This is a genomic window from Porphyrobacter sp. HT-58-2 (genome assembly GCF_002952215.1).
Lineage (GTDB): Bacteria > Pseudomonadota > Alphaproteobacteria > Sphingomonadales > Sphingomonadaceae > Erythrobacter.
The window spans coordinates 2191663-2204488 of record NZ_CP022600.1 but is presented as its reverse complement, the minus strand read 5'-3'; the positions used below and the strand labels follow the sequence as shown (position 1 = coordinate 2204488).

General features: G+C 64.2%; 12 protein-coding genes. 1 reads left to right on the top strand and 11 read right to left on the bottom strand.

Features of this window, described 5'->3' with window-relative positions; all coding sequences use genetic code 11:
* Positions 1-33: 33 nt before the first annotated feature.
* The 5 genes from CHX26_RS10350 to CHX26_RS10335 form a co-directional block, all read right to left on the bottom strand.
* Complete coding sequence (locus CHX26_RS10350; protein ID WP_104942290.1) at positions 34-366, bottom strand: PilZ domain-containing protein; 333 nt, start codon at positions 364-366, stop codon at positions 34-36.
* Between the two features lie 55 nt (positions 367-421).
* Positions 422-2014, bottom strand: coding sequence for a Y-family DNA polymerase (locus CHX26_RS10345; RefSeq protein WP_104942289.1), 1593 nt, complete (start codon positions 2012-2014; stop codon positions 422-424).
* Positions 1929-2312 carry a hypothetical protein gene (locus CHX26_RS16105; RefSeq protein WP_233997120.1) on the bottom strand — a complete coding sequence of 128 codons (384 nt, stop codon included), beginning with the start codon at positions 2310-2312 and terminating at the stop codon, positions 1929-1931. The genes CHX26_RS10345 and CHX26_RS16105 overlap by 86 nt, the downstream gene beginning before the upstream one ends.
* The gene (locus tag CHX26_RS16100) at positions 2309-2683 is read right to left on the bottom strand and encodes a hypothetical protein (RefSeq protein ID WP_233997119.1); all 375 of its coding nucleotides are present in this window, start codon (positions 2681-2683) and stop codon (positions 2309-2311) included. Before CHX26_RS16100 ends, CHX26_RS16105 begins: the two co-directional genes overlap by 4 nt.
* 124 nt (positions 2684-2807) lie before the next feature.
* Positions 2808-4385, bottom strand: a complete 1578-nt coding sequence (locus CHX26_RS10335; protein ID WP_104943377.1) for an amino acid permease — start codon at positions 4383-4385, stop codon at positions 2808-2810.
* A gap of 137 nt (positions 4386-4522) precedes the next feature.
* Here CHX26_RS10335 and panB point away from each other — a divergent pair, with 137 nt between their 5' ends.
* Positions 4523-5395, top strand: a complete 873-nt coding sequence (gene panB, locus CHX26_RS10330; protein WP_104942288.1) for a 3-methyl-2-oxobutanoate hydroxymethyltransferase — start codon at positions 4523-4525, stop codon at positions 5393-5395.
* On the opposite strand, the gene CHX26_RS10325 is transcribed toward panB, so the two are convergent.
* From CHX26_RS10325 to CHX26_RS10305, 6 genes are read right to left on the bottom strand one after another with little or no spacing between them, the layout of a single operon-like run.
* Positions 5392-6369: a bile acid:sodium symporter family protein gene (locus CHX26_RS10325; protein WP_104942287.1), complete on the bottom strand. Its 978-nt coding sequence runs from the start codon at positions 6367-6369 to the stop codon at positions 5392-5394. The two genes, panB and CHX26_RS10325, sit on opposite strands and share 4 nt — an antisense overlap.
* Before the next feature lie 50 nt (positions 6370-6419).
* Positions 6420-7676 (bottom strand): tetratricopeptide repeat protein, encoded by a 1257-nt coding sequence (locus CHX26_RS10320; protein ID WP_104942286.1) that lies wholly within the window; start codon positions 7674-7676, stop codon positions 6420-6422.
* Positions 7631-7903, bottom strand: coding sequence for a hypothetical protein (locus CHX26_RS15715; RefSeq protein ID WP_146107717.1), 273 nt, complete (start codon positions 7901-7903; stop codon positions 7631-7633). Before CHX26_RS15715 ends, CHX26_RS10320 begins: the two co-directional genes overlap by 46 nt.
* Positions 7887-9251 (bottom strand): PEP-CTERM-box response regulator transcription factor, encoded by a 1365-nt coding sequence (gene prsR, locus CHX26_RS10315; protein WP_104942285.1) that lies wholly within the window; start codon positions 9249-9251, stop codon positions 7887-7889. Before prsR ends, CHX26_RS15715 begins: the two co-directional genes overlap by 17 nt.
* On the bottom strand, positions 9251-11398 hold the full coding sequence (prsK, locus tag CHX26_RS10310; RefSeq protein WP_104942284.1) for an XrtA/PEP-CTERM system histidine kinase PrsK: 2148 nt from the start codon (positions 11396-11398) through the stop codon (positions 9251-9253). The genes prsR and prsK overlap by 1 nt, the downstream gene beginning before the upstream one ends.
* On the bottom strand, positions 11377-12762 hold the full coding sequence (locus CHX26_RS10305) for a TIGR03013 family XrtA/PEP-CTERM system glycosyltransferase (RefSeq protein ID WP_104942283.1): 1386 nt from the start codon (positions 12760-12762) through the stop codon (positions 11377-11379). The genes prsK and CHX26_RS10305 overlap by 22 nt, the downstream gene beginning before the upstream one ends.
* Between the last annotated feature and the right edge of the window lie 64 nt (positions 12763-12826).

The following is a 12826-nucleotide window of genomic DNA, read 5'->3' as shown; positions in this document are numbered from 1 at the left end:
TCTTGTTGCCAAATGCAAAGCTTGCAAGATCGATCAGACGATGCGGCGGAAGCTGGGAAGGCTTTCCCGCACTTCGTGCTGCTGGAACAGATAATCAATTACAGCCGGATGCATCGCGCCTTCAAAGGCAACACCAGCCAACCCGCCGTCCACCCAGGCGATCGAGCCGAGCGGCGTATTGATTCCGTTGACCTTCATCGTCACGCGGTCGCCTACCTCGGCAAAGCCGGCCTTCGCGCGAATCTTGCAGCCGCCTTCGGACAGGTCGAGCAGATCGACAAACACCACACGCGAACGCACCCGGCTTTTCACCGTGAGATGCATGGGCCGACGTTCGGATGCGCGCGGGATCGAATCGAGGTGCATGAGTGAAGTCTCTCACAATTCGGTAAAGGAATGCTGAGCGCTGGGGGGCACCACATCAGGTATAAAGCCCTTGCAGGAACCAGTCCGGTGTCCCCCCGCGCCCATCGCCCACACTCCCCTGACGATAGATCCAGTAGCGCCGTCCGGCTTCGTCCTCGATCCGGTAATAGTCGCGCAATCGCACGCTGGATCGCTCGCGCCACCATTCGGGGGCAATCCGCTCCGGCCCTTCCACACGCACCACCTCGCGTACCGCACCGCGCCAGCGGAAACGCTGGGGGAAGCCATCGGGCGAGGCATAGAGCACCGCGATCGGCTCGGCCTGGTCGAGCAGCTTGAGCGGGCGGGTGTTGAAAGCGAGTTGGCTTTGCATTGGCGGTACCGGGGCGAGCGGTGGCTGCCAGCCCTGCGCGCGCTCGGGAATGTGACTGGCACGCACGACTGGGCGGGTCACGGCCTGCTGGCCGAGGCGCACAGTCAGCCGGTCAACGCAGGCTGCCAGCGATGTGCCGTGCTGTTCTGCCGCAGCATCGAGATCGGCCTGCGACAGCGCCAGCGGCTCGCTCCAGCTGGCGCGCAATTGCAGCATCTCGATCCCGAACCCCGCGTTGACATCGTCAAGCCGCCGCGCGAACAGCCGCAGCATATGCTCTGGCTCGCGGGTTGCAGCGGCGAGTTCGATCCGGCGCATCAGCACCTCGCCATCGACCCGCCACAAGGCCAGTTCGAGCCGCCGCGCGCCTTCCCCCCGCGCTTCGAGCGCACGCACCATGTCCTGTGCGAGATCGCCCACCACCCGGTCGAGCGATGCGCGGTGACGCAAGGGCTCCATCAGCCGGCGCTGCACCATCGGCATGGGCCGATCGATCACCGGGAGCAGCGGTTCGGGCAAGCGGCCCAGCAATTGGTCCAATCGCAGCAGCGGGTTGGCGGCAGGCGAGCGGTGATTGCGAAACCGGCGGCGTAGCGCGTCGCGCGCGGCGGCCTCGGCCTCCGGATCGTCGCTGGTACCGCTCACCCCGGCGAGTTCGCCGAGCCGCTTGATGCCCAGACGGCGCAGCACGGTGAGCACGTCATCGTCGAGCCGCAGCGCCGCGACCGGCAGATCGCCGAGCTGGCAGAGCGGGTCGTCACCGGGGTGAAGGATGCTGGCAGGCGGGCCATACCGAGCGAGCGCCCAGGCCGCGCCTGCCGTCGGTGCAAGCGCCGCGCGGGTGGCAAGCCCGCGGGCAGCAAAAGCCCGCGCGACATCGGCCAGCAGCCGCTCCTCACCTCCAAACAGATGCGCCGCGCCGGTGACATCGACCAGCAACCCGTCAGGCGGATCGAGCGCGCTCCACGGCCCCCAGCGCTGCGCCCACAGGGCCAGCTTTTCGAGCGTTGCCAGATCGCCCGCCGGATCGGCCGGGACAGCGACAAGATCAGGGCACAGCGCGCGCGCGTCGGCCAGCAACATGCCAGCCCTCGCCCCTGCCTCCAGCCCGGCATCATTGGCCGCTATGATGCGCGGGCCATGCGCGGTGTCGATGATCAGCGCGGTGGGCGCGCAGGTTTCGGGCGCGTCAGGCGCGAACGCGCGCCGCCAACGATCGACCGACAGTCGGGCGAACCAGACGGACAGGATCCGTCGCGGCCGCACGGTCGGCATCGCGGTAGATGCGCAAGTTTCCGTCGTCATCGCAAAGCATCCATTCACCCGGAGCATGGGCCCGCGCGCGGAACAGTTCGGCGTGCCAGCTGGCAGTGCCGGGGGCGGCGAGGTTCCAGCGCGGGCGCGGCGACGGGGCCGCGCGCACCTGCCAGCGCATCCGGGCGGAGGAGAGGTCCGGCACGGCATCGAGCCGCACCAGCCACAGCCTGACCTCGTGGCGTTCCGCCGTGAGGCTCAAGCGGCGTGATGCGGTGAAGGAAAGCGCGCGCGGGTTGCCCGCGATCTCGCCGATCACGCAGGCGAGGTCACGGCACTTGAGCCCCTCCTCCAGCGCGAACAGCGCGTCTTCGGGGTGTGGGCTGCGACGTGGATCAGGCGATGACGCAGATCAGGCGGCAGGCCCGCAAGACACGGCCGCCCGCCGAGCCGGATCGCCGCGCGATCCTGCACCCACAGCACCTGGCGGGTGTCGTCGCTCCCCGCCTCAACTGACGTCAAGGCGTCACGCGCCAGCGCAAGCGCCAGCCCTGCCCCGCTCGCCTCGGTGGCAGGAGCGAAGATTTCGGAATGGAACGGTTGCGCGGTGAGGCCCGGCTGCCAGCGCACGTCGGATAAACGGGCGGGCAGGAGACGCGCGGGAGAGGGTCTGGAAGGTTGGAAAGGCATGGACGAACGACTCATATGTTCTCATTATGTTCCAAGATTTCCAGCTTGGCAATCATCCCCCTCCCCCAAAGCAGAAGGGCCGCCAAAACTGGCGGCCCTTCGTCTCTTCAAACACCTCGCCCGATCAATTCTCCGAGGTGTCGATCGGCACCATCTTTTCCTCACCCTCGATGTCGTCAACCACGACCACAACACCGCGGCCAAGATGGCTGCTGCGGCGGCTATAGGCGAAGTAGATGATAAAGCCGATGATGGTCCAGCCCGGCAGCACCAGCATCGCCTCAGTCGGCAGATTGAGGAACAGGAAAAGGCAACCGCCAATCGTGAGCGGCCCGACCAGCCACAGCGCCGGCACCGTAAAGGGACGCTCGCGATCAGGAGCCTGCTTGCGCAGCAGCATCACAGCGATAGCCACCATGAAGAAAGCGTAAAGCGTCCCGGCATTGGCGATATCGGCCAGCTGCCCCACCGGAAGGAAGGCCGCGGCGACCGCGACCAGCAGGCCGGTCAGACCGGTCACGATATAGGGCGTCTTCCACTTGGGATGCACCTCGGCGAGCTTCTCCGGGAACAGCCCGTCGCGCGCCATCACGAAGAAGATGCGGGTCTGACCGAACAACAGGATCAGGATCACCGAAGGCAGCGCAAGGAACGCCGCGATGCCCAGCACATTGCCGATGCCGGAAAAGCCGATCTGGCGCAACACATGGGCCAGCGCCTCGTTCGAACACACCAGCGCATCGCGGTGTTCAGGCATCAGGCACTGACGAGCAAGTTCTTCCGACCCCGCGGGGAAAGGCATGCCGTTCGGCCCCATGATCGGCTGCCCGCCGATGGTCCCGATCGCGCCTGCCGCCACGAGGATGTAGAAGATCGTGCAGATCAGCAGCGACCCGACCAGACCGATAGGCACGTTGCGCTGCGGGTTCTTGGTCTCTTCCGCCGCGGTCGAGACCGCGTCAAAGCCCACGTAGGCAAAGAAAATCGTCGCCGCCGCGCCAACTGCGCCCACCCCGCTGCCGAAGCCGCCGAAAATCCCGGCCGGCAGAAAAGGATTGAACTTGTCGGGATCGAAATAGGCGCTCGTCAGGGTGAGGCCGATGAAGGCAGTCAGCGCAGTGATCTTGATCGCCACCAGCACGGCATTGACCCGCGCGCTTTCAGTGGTGCCGATCATCAGCAGCCACGTGACCAGCAAGGCAATGACGAGGGCGGGCAAGTTGATCAGTCCGCCTTCCGACCCGCCGAGCGCCAGCGGCCCGGCGCTGAGCCAGGCTGGCAGACTGAGCCCGAAAAACTCGTTGAGGATCGTCCCTGCGAAATAGCCCGACCAACCGACCGAAACGGCTGAAGCCGCGATCGCATATTCGAGCACCAGCGCCCAGCCCACAGTCCAGGCAAGCAACTCGCCCATTGTAGCATAGGTATAGGTATAGGCAGAGCCTGCCACCGGCACCATTGCAGCAATCTCAGCATAGCAGAGCGCAGCCACGATACAGACAAGTCCGGCGATGATGAAGGCCAGCATCAATCCCGGCCCGGCCTTCTGCGCCCCGGCAGACGTCAGCACGAAGATGCCAGTGCCGATGATGCAGCCGATGCCGAACAAGGTCAGCTGCACCGCTCCAAGCGAGCGATGCAGCGATTTCTTTTCCGCTGTTGCGAGGATCGCATCGAGCGGCTTTACCCGATCAAGAAACATCTGGAATTGGTCTCCCATTGATCGCGCGACAATCCCCGGCGCAATCATCACTGTCCAACGCTAGCGCAACAGGCTCGCAAAACAAGCGCCAAAGCGCGGGCTTTCCCCCGAAGCGCACAGGCGCTACACCCCGGCCCATGTCCACGACCTTCCAGCTCGACACCTCCACCAGTCGCGCCAACCCGACCCCGGCGCCAATGAAGCGGCTGACTGTGCCCGCGATCCGCGCCCGCAAGACCGACGGGGTGACGGGCGAGCCTTTGGTGATGCTCACCGCCTACACGGCGCGGCAGGCGCAGTTGCTCGATGCGCATTGCGACCTGCTGCTGGTGGGGGACTCGCTCGGGCAGGTGATCTACGGCTTGCCTTCGACCGTGCCGGTGACGCTGGAGATGATGGCCAATCACGGCGCGGCGGTGGTGCGCGGCTCCTACCATTCGGTGGTGGTGGTTGACATGCCTTTCGGCAGCTATGAGGCCTCGCCCGAACAGGCCTTCGAAAGCGCGGCCTATCTGCTCAAGCAGACCGGCGCTGCGGCGGTGAAGCTTGAAGGTGGGGCGGCGATGGCGCCGACCGTTGCCTTCCTTTCCCAGCGCGGCATTCCGGTGATGGGCCATGTCGGCCTTACCCCGCAGGCGGTGAACGTGCTTGGCGGCTATGGCGCACGCGGGCGTTCGGATGCCGAGGCGGAGAAGATCGTCTCAGACGCAAAGGCGCTGGACGAGGCGGGGGCTTTCGCGATCGTCATCGAAGGCGTGGTTGAACCCATCGCCATCGCGGCGACCAAGGCTGTGGCCTGCCCCACCATCGGCATCGGCGCCTCGGCCCAGTGCGACGGGCAGGTGCTGGTGACCGAAGACATGCTCGGCATGTTCGAACGCGTGCCGCGCTTCGTGAAGCGTTACGAGGACATCGCCGGCGTGATTGACCGCACCGTGGCCCGCTATGCGGAAGAAGTGCGCGCCCGCAGCTTCCCCACAGCGGACCAGACCTATCAGCCCAAGGCCTAGACGTTCCTTGCGAGCCTCAGCGCCAGCGGCGCGGCCAGCACCAATTGCGCAAGGTGGTAGAGCAGCAGCGGCGCGATCACGAAGCCCGCACTGGAAGGCGGAAACAGGATCGCGGCCAGCGGAGCGCCGATGGCCACGCTTTTCTGTGACCCGGCGAAGAGAAACGCGATGCGGTCAGACCGTGGCAATCCCATGACAGCGCTGACGCCCCAAGCTGCCCCCAAGGCGAGCGCCAGCATCGCTAGCACCAGGCCTGCGAGCACCGCCCAATCGCCCGGCGCGAACATTGTCGCAAGCCCCTGCTCCACCGCGCCCGAGAAAGCGACATAGACTGCAATTCCGATCACCGCCCGATCAAGCCAGGCAATCCGCGAACGGTGCTTGGCCACGCGGTCGATTACCCGATCCTGCACCGCCTGCCCGACGACGAAAGGCAGAATGAGAATGAGGCCGATGCGAATGATCGCTTCGCTACCGATCTCCCCCGCCGCGCTCCCGCCCAAAGCCGCGAATAGCGGTGCACTGACGAATACGCCCGCGATATTGATCAACGCGGCGCCCACCACAGCGAGGGCGACATTGCCGTTGGCAAGGCTGGTATAGGAGGTTGCCGATTGCACCGTGGAAGGCAGGCAGCCAAGATAAATGAAACCGAGCGCGACGAGCGGCGGCAGCATATGCTCTGCAAGGCTCGCAAAACCGAGGCCTGTCAGTGCCATGCCTCCGAAAACGAACAGCATCAGCGGCCCGAAATAGCGCCAGTTGGTCAGGCCCCGTGCAATCTCGGACCGGCGAATGCGCATCCCGTTGACGAGGAACAGCACGAAGATCCCGATGTTCGAAACCAGCCCGGCAATTCCGCGCGCCTCTCCCGTCGCGGGCAGCACAAGCGCAAGAGCCGTGGCTGCTAGCAACACGGCGATCATTGGATCGGTCAGAAACGGCAGACGCGGCAGGGCAAAGGGCTTGGCCATCGGCACGGCGCCCTGCCCTGACCCTTCCGGTTTGTCGATAGCGAAAGACGTCAGCGCACCGTGAGCGGGCGGGGCTGAACCTCTGCCAGCATTGCGGCAAATCGACGTTCGCCCGCCTTATCTCCGGTTTCGCGCGCCGCCCGCAGGCGCAGCGCGAGCAGCGAAGGATCATGTCCCGCCTCGCGCGCTATCGCATGATCGAGCAGCAGCGCTGCCCGGCTCCAAGCACCACCCTCGGCCTGACGCCGGGCCAAGGCCACAAGCGCACTGGCTGCATCGGGCTCTCCTGCAACATGACGCGCAAGCAGAACCTTGGCCGCCTCAGGATCGCCCGCCTGCACATAGGCCCAAGCCGCCTTGCGCGCCAAAGGCCAAGGCCGCTTGACCAGCGCGGCACGAGCATAGGCCTCCAGCGCGCCGCGGGGGTCACCGTCGGCCAAGGCCACGTCCCCTGTCAGAACCGCAACATCGGCAGAGGCGGGAAACCGCGCCGTCAACGCATCAACGCCAGACCATGCCGCGCTCCAGTTCCCGGCCAATCCGGCAGCGCGCGCGGTGGCACTCGGCGCAGGCAGATTCTCGCGCAGGGCCAGCACCACGGGTGCGCCGGTGCTGCCGCCATAGGCCCGTACAAGCAGAGGCGCAGCCTCTGCGCGATCACCAAGCCGCTCGTGAGCCCGTGCCACAAGCATGACGAGATAGGGCGAGGCTTCGGGTAGCTGCGCCTGCTCAGCGAATTTTTGCACCACTGCCTGCGGACGTCCGGCATCGAACAGAGCCCGCGCCAGCAAATCGCGCAATCGCGCATTGGCAGGCTGGCGTGCTACTAGCGTCTCCAATGTGGTGGCGGCGCTATCGGCGTTTCCCTCAGCAAGATTGATGACAGCATCAAGCTGCATAGCCGCAGGGATCCCGCGGGCGGCCATGCCGCTTCGGGCGAGCAGGCTGCGCGCCAGAGCAAATTCGCCGCCGCGCGCAGCCAGAACTGCCTGAAGATAGAAAACTCGGGGATCATCTGGAGCAGCCTCGGCCAAGGCGCGCACCGCCTCGAGCATTGCCTGAGCCTGCCCGCCATCACCAAGCGTCGCCGCATATTCCGCCAGCGCGTCGGCATTTTCGGGATCCGCGGCAATCGCGGCCTTGAACCAGGGTAAAGAATCCGACGCGCCATGCACATCGCGGACCATCAGCGCGCGCATCAGCAGCGCCGGGCCATGCCGCGGCCCCAGCGCAAGCGCGCGATCCGCCGCCTCAAGCGCGGTCAGTTGCTCACCCCGCGAAATCGCAGGCGTGCAATGGCAACCCATAGGCGAGGATCATCCGGTGCCAGTTCGCGAGCTGCATCAAGCGATTGCCCCGCCTCCTCCAAAGCGCCGCGCCCCAAAGCCGCATCGGCTTCGGCCATCAGTTTGGCATAGGCAGGATTGCGGGCCGCTGTCTGACTGGACGTGGTCTCTCCCGCCGGTTCCGAACAGCCCGCCAGAACCAGTGCCAGCGCGGCAAAGATCGTCAGGAGACTAGGTCTGCAGGTCATACTGCTTGAGCAGGTCGTACAGCGTCGGACGGCTGATCCCGAGCAGCTTGGCGGTGCTGGAGATATTGCCTTCGCTACGGGCGAGCGCATGGCGGATCACCCGGCGATCGGCAGCCTCGCGCGCGGCTTTGAGATTGAGGACGTCGGCATCCTCGTCTTCACCCTTGCCGAAATCGAGGTCTTCGGCACCCACCAATTTGCCGTCAGCCATGATGACCGCTCGCTTCACCCGGTTTTCCAGCTCGCGGACATTGCCGGGCCAATCATGCGCATCGATCGCGGCCAAGGCGTCGGGGGCAAAGCCGGTAACGGCAGGATTCATCTCGGCGGCGAACCGCTTGAGGAACACCTTGGCCAGCAGCACCGGATCGCCGAACCTTTCGGCCAGTCCCGGTATACGGACCACGATTTCGGCAAGGCGGTAGAACAGATCCTCCCGGAACAGGCCCTGCTGGATCATGCCTTCAAGATCCTGATGGGTCGCGCAGACAATTCGCACGTCGACCGGGATCGCTCGGCGCCCGCCAACGCGTTCGATCGTGCGTTCCTGCAGAAAGCGCAGCAGCTTGACCTGAAGCGGCAGCGGAATATCGCCCACCTCGTCAAGGAACAGCGTCCCGCCGTTGGCACTTTCGATCTTGCCCTCAGTGGTCTTGACTGCTCCGGTAAAGGCGCCCTTTTCGTGACCAAACAGCTCGCTTTCCAGAAGGTTTTCAGGGATTGCCGCGCAGTTGATCGCAACAAACGGGCCGCTGGCCCGGTCGCTCGCATCATGCAGCCCCCGCGCAAGCAGCTCCTTGCCTGTCCCGCTCGCGCCCAGCAGCATCACTGACACGTTGGTGCGCGCCACGCGTTCAATCGTGCGTGCCACCTTGACCATTTCCGGTGCGCCCGTGACCATGCGACCAAGCACCGTCTTATCGGCACTGCTGGAGGCGAGCAGACGACGGTTCTCCTCCTCGATAGTCCGCAGATTGAAGGCGCGGCGCACAATCAGGCCGAGCGCGTCAATGTCGATCGGCTTCTGGTAGAAATCATAGGCCCCGCGCGCGATCGCCGCGAGCGCGCTTTCCCGCGCACCGTGGCCGCTGGCGACGATCACCTTGGTATCTGGCTTAAGCGCCATGATTGCATCAAGCACGGCAAAGCCTTCGGTGGTGCCATCGGGATCGGGCGGCAGGCCGAGATCAAGCGTCACGACCCCAGGTGCTTCCGAACGTAACGCTGCAATCGCGCTGTCACGATCGCCCGCGATTACAACCTCGAAATCGTCGTAGGCCCACTTGAGCTGCGCCTGCAGGCCCGGATCATCCTCGATCACCAGCAGTACGGGTTTCTTGTCCGCCATCACGAGGCCTCCTGATGCCGTGGCTGTTGATCGAGCTGGTCGTTCTCCTGCGCTCCGAACAGTCGGGCGGCATTGGCTTGGGGCAGGACGATCGAAAAGCGCGTGCCGAGTCCTTCGCGACTCTCGACGGCAATCCGCCCGCCCATCGCCTTGACCAGTTCGCGCGCTTCGAAGGCTCCGATCCCGAATCCGCCGGATTTGGACGAGACAAAAGGCTTGAACAGCCCGCTTCGCACGAATTCGGGGCTCATGCCTTTCCCCGAATCCACCACATCGATCGCACCATGCAGGGCATCCGCGGTAACATCGAGAAACACGGGCATTCCCGCCTCGCTGGCGTCAATCGCATTTTGGACGAGATGGATAAGGGCCTGTTCCAAAGCCTCACGGTTGCCCATGACGCTGACCGGCGTATCGCGGGTCAAGGCCACCAGATGAACGCCCTCGAAGCGATCAACGATCGTACGCGCAAGATCCACCAGCGCGATCGGAGCAATGGCATTGACCTGCCCCGAACCATACCGCCCAAGCCGCGCCAGCAAGGCCGAAAGCTTGTCGGCCGAGTTGCGCAAGGTCACCAGCATATCGGCGCGGAAGGCGGGGTTGTCGGCATGCTTTTCGGCATTGGCCGCCAGCAGCGACAGCTGACTGACGAGATTCTTGATGTCATGCATGACAAACGCCATGCGACGGTTGAATTCATCGAAACGGCTGGCGTCCATCAGCGCCTGCTGCCCGGCCTGTTCTGCCAGATAGCTCGCCAATTGCTGACCGGTGACGCGCAGCAGATCGAAATCCTCCCAATCGAGCTGGCGCGGATGGAGTGGTCGGGCCAGAACGATCACCCCTACAAGCCGGTCAAAGTGGATCAGCGGCACCAGCGCCCAGGCATCATCGGCCTCGCATAGCCAGTCAGGCACTTCGCGTGCTTCGCCATGATGGTCGATCCCGGCGCGCGCCTCATCTAGCGCGAGGATCAGGTTATGCTGTTCAAGCAGACCCGAAAGCGCGAAATCCGCGGCAACGGCAGGCACCGCAAGCGTCGGCCAGTTCCAGCGCGCGGTCAGTTCGAGCTGAGCCTGCTCATTAGGCATCAGCAACAGCCCTGCCGGGCTCTCGGTAATGTCGGCCAGTGCCTTTACGACGCGTTCCTCGAGGCTTGCGCTGCCGGTGCCGCCGTGGCCGATGGTCCGCGTAAAACGCATCCATTCCTGCCGGTAGTCATAACGGTGCTGGAACAGATGCTTGGTTGCCATGACCCGCAGCCAGGCCCGCATCCGCGGCGATGGCAGCGCGATGGCGGCAGCGACAACGGCGATCACGACAAACACCACCTGAGACGCCCGGGCGATGTCGCCGCCGATCAGCGCCAGCGACTTGGTCACCAGCACCATACCAGCCAGATAGCCACCGATCAGAAGCAGGGACAGCGTGCGGAAAGTCACCGCACGCGAAGGACTGAACTGCACTCGCGGTCCGGCGGCGCTCATGCCAAGCGCGAACAGACCTGCCATGACACCAGCAAACAATCCGCGCATGTCGCGCAGCGCACTGGGCATTTCCTGACCCAGATAGGCCACGGTGCTGAGATTGAGATCATAGGCAAAGATCCCCGCCAGCCCGATCCCGGTCCAGCGCAATACCGGGCGCAGGCCGCTTGCTGCACCAGCATAGAGATTGTGGAGCAACATCAGGACACCGATCGATACCAGCATGTCGATCAGCATCCGCGCCTCGAACACCATGCCCGCCGATCCACTGCCCTTTGCACCGACCAGCAAAAGCAAGGGCTGCAACAACTGCACCAGCACCAGCGCGACGATGACCGGGCGCACCGGTTTGAGGCTCGCCGTCCGGCCATCGGCGGCAAACAGGCAGAAGAGCGTCGCGATCAGAGCAAGATTGCGGCCCATTGCAGCGATGATCGCGGCATTGTGCTCAGGCCCCAGCCCGGCCGAAATAGCACACCACAAGGCACTCAGTCCGGCGGCGATCATCAAGGACGTGCGATCAGGCCGCGCCTGCTCGCCATTCTGCCAGATCCACACCATCGCTCCGGCGCTGAGCACCGCGCCGACCAGCCAGGCAATGAAACCCACCAGCTGCAAAGGTGCCTCCAGCCCGTTCACCGCGCGCCCTCCGGCCACAAGACCACGCGCAGGGTCTGCAACAGGATTACGAAATCGAGGAAGGGCGTGTAATTTTTAGCGTAGTACAGATCATATTCCAGTTTGCAGCGGCTATCCTCGACCGATGCGCCGTAGGGATAGTTGATCTGCGCCCATCCGGTGATCCCGGGCTTCACCATGTGCCGCTCGCCATAGAAGGGTATTTCCTCCTCCAGGCTTTCGACAAAGGACGGCACCTCGGGGCGTGGGCCGACAAAGCTCATTTCCCCCTTCAGCACGCTCCAGGTCTGCGGCAGTTCGTCGATCCTCACCTTGCGAATGAAACGACCGACACGAGTGACGCGCGGGTCATTTTCCTCTGCCCACTTGGCTCCGTCCTTTTCGGCGTCCGTGCGCATCGAACGCAGTTTGATGAGAGTGAAAGGCTCACCGTACAGCCCCACACGCTTCTGTCGGAAAAAGGCCGGCCCCTTACTGTCAAGCTTCACGATGAGCGCGAACAGGCCGATTACCGGCAGAGTCAACGTCAGCAGGATGACGCTGGCGGTAATGTCGAAGATGCGCTTGACCGCGCTCGACAACATCCGCGAACTGGAAAAACCATCGGAGAAGATCAGCCAGCTGGGATTGACCGTATCGAGATCGACACGGCCGGTTTCGCGCTCGATGAAGCTGGAGAAATCATTGACGTGGACGCCCTTGGTCTTGATCCGCAACAAGTCCTTCAGCGGCAGGGCGTTGCGACGTTCCTGCAGTGCCAGCACCACTTCGGACACGCCGAGGTTCTCGACAAACCGGCCCAGATCATGAATCGCCGAGCGCGGGATCGCTTCCTCGACAATGCGGTTGTCCTCGCTCATCGCAATGTAGGCGACAATCGCAAAGCCTGACTCAGGCTTGTCGCCCAGTTCGCGCAGGCGCTGCGCCCGGTCACCCGCACCAAGCACCATGACCCGGCGGCGAAAAGCGGAGGAACCGAGAAAGGAGTTGAGCAGGAGCCGGTCGGCCACGAGCACCAGGATCGCAAGGCCCATGGTGTAAAGCAGCGTCGATCGCCAGAACAGGTCGCTGGGCAAGACAAAATCGATCACCGCCAGAGCAATGATCCCGAGGCTGATCGCCACCAGCACCCGTGCGCCCGCAAAGCGCAGCGATCGTAAGGCATAAGGTCCGTATACCCCGACAGCGATCATCGCCAGCCAGATCACCATCGCCGTGCCGAACAGAGCAAGGCCGCGCCCGCTCACAGTACCCGGATCCATACCTATCTGATGCGCACGCCATTGCCAGGCGATCTCGCTGGCCATGACCAAGAGCGCCAGATCGAGCAGACCAAGCAACAGCACAGCGTGCGGAATGTAGTGCTTGAACAATCGGATCATCGTAGCGGCGGCCTCTGGTGCAGAGCATCCGCTTTTACGGCTGAGACCTTAAGTGTCGGTAAAC

Bases quoted from the DNA above. Each gene is read 5' to 3' on its own strand.
- CHX26_RS10350 (WP_104942290.1), bottom strand. From the start codon at position 366: ATGCACCTCGATTCGATCCCGCGCGCATCCGAACGTCGGCCCATGCAT.
- CHX26_RS10345 (WP_104942289.1), bottom strand. From the start codon at position 2,014: ATGCCGACCGTGCGGCCGCGACGGATCCTGTCCGTCTGGTTCGCCCGA.
- CHX26_RS16100 (WP_233997119.1), bottom strand. From the start codon at position 2,683: ATGCCTTTCCAACCTTCCAGACCCTCTCCCGCGCGTCTCCTGCCCGCC.
- CHX26_RS10335 (WP_104943377.1), bottom strand. From the start codon at position 4,385: ATGTTTCTTGATCGGGTAAAGCCGCTCGATGCGATCCTCGCAACAGCG.
- panB (WP_104942288.1), top strand. From the start codon at position 4,523: ATGTCCACGACCTTCCAGCTCGACACCTCCACCAGTCGCGCCAACCCG.
- CHX26_RS10325 (WP_104942287.1), bottom strand. From the start codon at position 6,369: ATGGCCAAGCCCTTTGCCCTGCCGCGTCTGCCGTTTCTGACCGATCCA.
- CHX26_RS10320 (WP_104942286.1), bottom strand. From the start codon at position 7,676: ATGGGTTGCCATTGCACGCCTGCGATTTCGCGGGGTGAGCAACTGACC.
- CHX26_RS15715 (WP_146107717.1), bottom strand. From the start codon at position 7,903: ATGACCTGCAGACCTAGTCTCCTGACGATCTTTGCCGCGCTGGCACTG.
- prsR (WP_104942285.1), bottom strand. From the start codon at position 9,251: ATGGCGGACAAGAAACCCGTACTGCTGGTGATCGAGGATGATCCGGGC.
- CHX26_RS10305 (WP_104942283.1), bottom strand. From the start codon at position 12,762: ATGATCCGATTGTTCAAGCACTACATTCCGCACGCTGTGCTGTTGCTT.